Origin of the sequence: Actinoplanes sp. NPDC026623 (genome assembly GCF_040638275.1) — a bacterium.
Classification (GTDB): domain Bacteria; phylum Actinomycetota; class Actinomycetes; order Mycobacteriales; family Micromonosporaceae; genus Actinoplanes.
In genome coordinates this window covers 44,220-50,345 of the sequence record NZ_JBEZXZ010000045.1, presented here as the reverse complement: position 1 = coordinate 50,345, position 6,126 = coordinate 44,220, and the positions used below count along the sequence as shown (strand labels likewise).

Here is a 6,126-nt window from a genome sequence, read left to right as displayed (position 1 = left end):
TTCCCCTTCGCGAGTTCTCGGCAGGTCCCGCCCGTGGAACCAAGCGAGACCCGCCGGCCAGGGCCGGTGGCCGTCCCCGGCGGGACCTTCGGCCCCCCTGCACGTTAAACCGGGGATCTGCCCTGTCGTCATGGAACGGCAATCCGGAACCGAGTCAGGTGGGCCTCGCCGGGTCCGATCGTCGGTACCCGCGCCGACTGGCCGAGATCTTCCGGCTGCACGCCGCCCGCCGCGCCCGGGTCCGGTACGCGGCGCGCCCGCTCGACGACGTCAACGAGGGCATCGAGGACATGCCGGCCGGCAGGGCGGCCGCCGGCATGGCGCTGCTGCCCTGATCTCCGATTCGTCCGCGGTGCTCGCCCCCGACCGATTACGATCAGTAGTTGGCTGTTCGGACGGCGATGGATCGTCGGCCCGGCGCCGGTCCTGCCTGCGCTGACGCACGCCGCGGGCCGGGCTGATCGTGCGTCGCGACCGAATCGACCATCCGGGTCCGCATTCGGTCAGGACTGTGTACCGCCCTGCTCGGGATGTCGGATCCGGGGGCCGCGGGTCGCCTGCGGAGCAACCTCAGAGGTGCAGACATCGACCGAGGAGGAAGTAATGACCACCACCAGTCGGCACGCGGCCCACCTCGAGCAGGTCGAGGCGCCCGGCCACATGCTCACCAGGGCGGCCGCCAGGTCGCTCGCCGTCCTGCGGATGTCCGTCGGCTTCGTATTCCTGTGGGCGTTCCTGGACAAGATGTTCGGCCTCGGCTACTCCACCCCGTCCGAACGGGCATGGATCAACGGCGGCTCACCCACCATGGGCTTCCTGTCCCACGTCGCGGTCGGACCGTTCCAGAGCCTGTTCCACAACATGGCCGGCACCGCCTGGGCGGACTGGGGCTTCATGCTCGGCATGCTCGGCATGGGCCTGGCACTCATCCTCGGCATCGGCCTGCGGATCGCGGCCTGCGCCGCCACCCTGATGATGGCCATGATGTGGGCCGCCGAATGGCCGCTCGCCCAGCACACCGGCGCCGGCGATCCGACCGGCTCGACCAACCCCATCATCGACTACCACGTCGTCTACGCGCTCAGCGCCATCGTCGTGGCGCTCACCTATGCCGGGCACACGTGGGGCCTCGGCCGGCAGTGGGTGACGCTGCACCTCGTCCAGAAACACCGCTGGCTCATCTGAACCGGTCCTGACCCAGCGGAACAGGGCGTAGGTCCGCCCCTTGTCCGTGACGAACTCGGGCGCGGCGCCGGCCGGACGGAAGCCGGCCCTGCGGGCGACGGCGACGCTTGCCGCGTTGTCCTCCTCGATCTCCAGGTGCACGGGCGGCAGGCCGGTCACGCCGGCGGCATACGTGGTGAGCAGGCCGACCGCACCTGCCGCCAGGCCCCCGCCCCGATACGGCGCGCCGACGAGGTAGGCGATGCCGCCCGTGACCAGGTTGAGCATCGCCTCGCCGCAGGGCAGCTCGTCACCGGCCGTGATCGTCAGGTGCAGGCGACGGCCGGCGGCTCGCGCGTCCCGGACCGCGCGCAGGTAGGCGCGAGCCGCGTCGTGGTCGAAGGGGGCCGCGAGCGGCGTGCGGCGCGCCACCTCCGGGTCGTCGAAGAGCCGGACCAGTTGCGGCAGATCGGCCGCCGACCATTCGCGTAGCACCATCCCGTGGCCCGTCAGCATTGTCTTCACCGCCGGCCGAGTTGATCGACTATCTGCCGCCGGAGCGCGGGATCGACGCCGCGGTCACGCATCGACCTGCCCAGCAGGTCGAGGTCGCCGCCGTGCTGCCGCAGATGCTCGATCAGCGGCCGGTATCGGTCGGGACGGTCCCGGACGAGCTCGGAGACCAGCCGCAGCTCGAGGCCGACGGCGGGGACGAGGTGCTCCTCCCAGGCGACGTCGGCGTAGTGCTTCCAGGGGCCGCTGCCCATGCACTCGACCGTGTCGGTCTCCACCGGCCGCTCGACGGTGCTGAAGCCGGCCTCGACGCCCTCGACCGCGAAGGTGGCGTAATACTGACCCGGGCCGGGTAGCCAGACCGGCGGGGTGAGGCAGGGGAATCCGTCGAGCGCGGCCGCGCACCTGTCCACATCGGATCGCCGCGCGACCAGGATGTCGATGTCGCCGGTGGGCAGCCGGACACCCTGGGCCAGCGCGGCACCGGTGCCGACGAGCCGGTAGGTCAAACCCGGCCCGACCCGGCGCAGGATCAGCGACAGCGTCCCCAGCAGCTCCGCCCGATCGCGTATCGGCCTCACCCTCATCGCCCGATGCTGTCACCGGGGTCCGACACTTTTCCGATCGGGCTCACCTGCCGGCTGTCGCTGGGAGCGCTCTCCCGCTACCGTGCGATCCGGACCGACCGAACCGGCCGAATGCGTGGAATCCATGGAGAGCATCACCAAGAACCGGCAGTCACCCGCGACGCTGCGCGCGATGATCGCGCGCGCCTACGGCGCCGGCCAGGTTCCGGACGAGCGGGACACCGACTGGGTCAGCGAGCTGGGACACGGCTGGTTCAACGTGGCCTACCGCATCCGGCTCCGCGACGGCCGGCAGGTCGTCTGCAAGATCGCGCCGCCGGCGCACATCGAGGTCATGACCTACGAACGCGGTGCCATGGGCGTCGAACTGGCCGCGCTGCGCCTCATCGGGGAGCACACCGGCGTGCCGGTGCCCGCCGTCGACCACGCCGACCGCAGCCACGAACTCTGCGACGCCGACTACTTCTTCATGCCCTACATCGACGCGGACAACCTCGGCATGCTCAAGGACTCCCTCCCGCCCGGCGAGCTCGACGCCTACAACGAGGCGCTCGGCGCGGTCAACCGGGAGCTCAACGGCATCCGCGGCGCGGCGTTCGGCCCGCTCGCCGGGCCCGGCGATCCCACCTGGCGCGCCTGCTTCACCCGCATGATCGGCGACGTCCTCGGCGACGGCGAGCGCCGCGCTGTCGACCTGGGCTACCACTACGACCTCATCCGCGAGGTCATCGCCGCCCACGCGGACAGCCTGGACGAGGTCACCGAGCCCCGCTTCGTCGAATGGGACCTGTGGGAGAACAACGCCATGGTCCGCGACGGCCGCATCGTGGGAATCATCGACCACGAGCGCGCCTTCTACGGCGACCCGCTCATCGAGGGCGGCTTCACCGGCACCGACCTGACCGCCTTCGGTGACTCGACGGCCTTCATGCGCGGCTACGGCCACCCCGGACTCAGCGACAACGAACGCCGGCGCCGCCGCCTGTACACCCTGTACCTGACCCTCATCATGATCATCGAGACGAACTACCGCGGCCACACCGACACCCTGCAGTACGACTGGGCCCGCAAGCGGCTGCGGGAGCTCATCGCCCTGCTCGCCACGGAAGACCGCTGCTGAAGCCGTCCACCCGGGTCGACGGCGTCGACGCGCTCGGTAGCCGCCCGATCGGGCGGCTGCTGTGGCACACCTGCTCGCAGACCACCCTGTCGGTGGGCGTCTACGGCATCTACGCCCTGACCAACGCGTGGTTCGTCGCCCGCGGCGTCGGCACCGGGGCCATGGCCGCGGTCAACCTCGGCGCTCCCGTCCTGCTGATCCTCGGGGCCGTCTCGACCACCGTCGGCGCGGGCGGCGCCTCCCTCGTCTCGAGGCACCTCGGCAGCGGCGACCCCGCCGGCGCCGCACGCGCCGCCGGCAACGCCTTCACCGTCTTCTGGACCACCGCGATCGCCGTCGGCGTCGCCGGCCTGCTCGCCCTCGAACCGCTGCTGACCGCCCTCGGGGCACAGGGCGCCACCCGTAGCCTCACCCGTGACTACCTCGTCGTGCTGCTCTGCGGGACGCTGGTCTCGACCGGCTTCTCCAGCCTCATCCGCGCCGAGGGCCGCCTGCGGTTCGCCACCATGATCTGGCTGGTCCCCGTCCTGGTCCAGATCACCCTCGACCCGCTGCTCATCCTCGGGCTCGGCATGGGCGTGCGCGGAGCCGCACTCGGCACCGTCGGCGGCCAGTCCGTCTCCGCCGCGATGAGCCTCTGGTTCTTCTTCGTCCAGCGCCGGCGCCCCTACCGCATCACCGTCCGGGACCTGCGCCCGCACGGCCCGACCGTACGGGCGCTGATCGGCATCGGCGCACCGTCGTTCCTCGCCGGCTTCGGGGCCACCCTGCTCGCCGTACTGGTGAACAACGTCCTCGCCGCCACCGCCGCGGGCGCGACCGCCCTGGCCGCCTACGCCGTCTGCGCCCGCATTCAGACCTTCGCCGGCATGCCCCACCTCGGCATCAGCCAGGGCCTGCAGCCCGTCGTCGGCTACAACGCGGGGCGCGGGCTCGACGGCCGCGTCCACCGGGCCCGCACCCTCGCGCTGCGCGCCTCCCTCGGCTACGGCGCCCTCGCGGCGCTGACCCTCACCCTGCTCGCCGGACCGCTCGTCGCCGTCTTCACCGACGACCCCGCCGTCGCCCCGATGGCCGAACAGGCGCTGCGCATCATCGCCGTCGGGATCGCCGCCGCCGGCGTCGCCCCGCTCGCCTCGGCCTACTTCCAATCCCTCGGGTACGCGACCCCGTCGTACCTGCTCTCCGCCGGCACCCTCGTCCTCATCAAGACCCCGCTCGTGCTGGTGGCCGGCGGCACCACGATCACCGGAATCTGGGTCGGCATCGCCGCCGGGGAGGTCACCTCCGCCCTCGCGGCCCTGCTCGTCCTGCGCCTCACCCGGCGCGGGCGCCTCAGGGCGCGGTGACCCGGTAGACGGCACCCGCGAGGTCGTCGCTCACGTACAGGGCGTGGTCGGGACCCTGCACGGCCATGACCGGCCGGCCCCAGCGCGAGCCGTCCGGGTCCTGGAAGCCGGTGAGCAGCGTCTGCTGCGGGCCGAGGGTGCCGCCGCGCCAGGCGAAGAACGACACCTCCGGCGGCCGGGGCGGCCTGCGGTTCCACGATCCGTGCACGCCCACCAGGGCACCCGGCCCGTATCCGCCGGCCAGACCCGGCGAGGTCGCGAAGCTCAGCCCCAGCGGCGCCGAGTGGGCGCCCATGCCCTGCTCGACCGGCGGCAGCGCGGCACAGTCGAGCTTCCGGCCGCCGGGGTTGGTCTGCACGTCCCGCACGAACGGCCGCCGGGTGTAGTTGAGCGGCGAGTCCTTCCGGCCCGGCTCCAGGTCGGGGTCCGGGTTGCAGTACGGCCAGCCGAGGTCGCGGCCCTGCTCCAGCCGGGCCAGCGGCTCGAACGGATGGTCGTTCACGTACCCCTGCAGGACCCCGTCCCGGTCCCGATCGCCGTCGCCGTCGTAGTCGCGGTCGTACGGGTACCCGATGTTGTCCCGGTTGTTGACCGCGGTCCACACCGCGCCGCCGGGGTCGATCGCCAGCCCGGTGCCGTTGCGCACGCCGCGGGCGAAGACCGTGGGCTTTCCGCCGCCCGCCGGCGCCCGCAGGATGGTGGCCCGCTCCGGGTTCGCGTCCCGGTCGCCGGCGGACACGTTGCCGGTCGAGCCGACCGAGATGTAAAGCTCGCCGTCGTCGCCGACCGCCACGCTCTTCAGCGCGTGCGCGTAGTGGCCGCCGAGCTCCGGGCTCCGCGCGTCGGGCAGCCCGTCGACCACGACCCGCCGGCCCGACACCGCGCCGTCCTGGTAGGTGAAGGCGTTCACCTGATCACTCTCGGCCACGAAGAGCGTGGTGCCGGCGAAGGCCAGCCCGTGCGGCCGGTTCAGCCCGTCGATCAGGGTGCGCTGGGCCGGCGCCGCCTCGCCCTGGCCGGGGACCAGTTCGACGACGTCGCCGTACTCGGGCCGCGACACCAGCAGCCGCCGGTCCGGCGTCCAGGCCAGCAGCCGGGCGCTGGGCACCCGGGCCCAGACGGTGACCGTCCAGCCGGGCGGCGCCTTCAGCCGCCGGGCCCGGTCGAACGGGGCCGCGCCGGTGCCGGCGAGCGGGCGCACGGCCGTGGCGGCCAGCGCCGGAACACCGGGCAGGGTGGCGGGCGGCGGCACGGTGCCGACGGGCGGGTTGGCCAGGCCGTCGGAGGAGCACGCGGCAAGCGTGAACGCCAGGCCGCCGGCCACCATCGCACGCGCGATCATCTTCATCGCTGCAATCTGTACGCACTATTGCGCCGCTTGGCAACCTGCGGC

Annotated in this window: 6 protein-coding genes and 1 pseudogene; 4 read left to right on the top strand and 3 right to left on the bottom strand. The window is 72.7% G+C overall.

Features of this window, described 5'->3' with window-relative positions; all coding sequences use genetic code 11:
• The first annotated feature begins 158 nt into the window (after positions 1–158).
• A complete protein-coding gene (locus AB0F10_RS16415) occupies positions 159–335 on the top strand; it encodes a hypothetical protein (protein ID WP_360624716.1) in 177 nt (58 codons plus the stop codon).
• 268 nt (positions 336–603) lie between these two features.
• Positions 604–1,185, top strand: a complete 582-nt coding sequence (locus AB0F10_RS16410; protein ID WP_360624713.1) for a DoxX family membrane protein — start codon at positions 604–606, stop codon at positions 1,183–1,185.
• Between the two features lie 135 nt (positions 1,186–1,320).
• On the opposite strand, the pseudogene AB0F10_RS16405 reads toward AB0F10_RS16410, so the two are convergent.
• Both AB0F10_RS16405 and AB0F10_RS16400 read right to left on the bottom strand, forming a co-directional pair.
• A pseudogene (locus AB0F10_RS16405) lies at positions 1,321–1,662 on the bottom strand (GNAT family N-acetyltransferase); the annotation flags it as partial.
• Between the two features lie 23 nt (positions 1,663–1,685).
• On the bottom strand, positions 1,686–2,264 hold the full coding sequence (locus tag AB0F10_RS16400) for a hypothetical protein (RefSeq protein ID WP_360624710.1): 579 nt from the start codon (positions 2,262–2,264) through the stop codon (positions 1,686–1,688).
• A gap of 124 nt (positions 2,265–2,388) precedes the next feature.
• Here AB0F10_RS16400 and AB0F10_RS16395 point away from each other — a divergent pair, with 124 nt between their 5' ends.
• Together AB0F10_RS16395 and AB0F10_RS16390 are read left to right on the top strand one after the other, a co-directional pair.
• Positions 2,389–3,384, top strand: a complete 996-nt coding sequence (locus AB0F10_RS16395; protein WP_360624707.1) for an aminoglycoside phosphotransferase family protein — start codon at positions 2,389–2,391, stop codon at positions 3,382–3,384.
• Between the two features lie 92 nt (positions 3,385–3,476).
• Positions 3,477–4,733: an MATE family efflux transporter gene (locus AB0F10_RS16390; protein ID WP_360624704.1), complete on the top strand. Its 1,257-nt coding sequence runs from the start codon at positions 3,477–3,479 to the stop codon at positions 4,731–4,733.
• Here AB0F10_RS16390 and AB0F10_RS16385 read toward each other — a convergent pair.
• The gene (locus AB0F10_RS16385; protein WP_360624701.1) at positions 4,720–6,081 is read right to left on the bottom strand and encodes a gluconolaconase; all 1,362 of its coding nucleotides are present in this window, start codon (positions 6,079–6,081) and stop codon (positions 4,720–4,722) included. The two genes, AB0F10_RS16390 and AB0F10_RS16385, sit on opposite strands and share 14 nt — an antisense overlap.
• Positions 6,082–6,126: the final 45 nt, after the last annotated feature.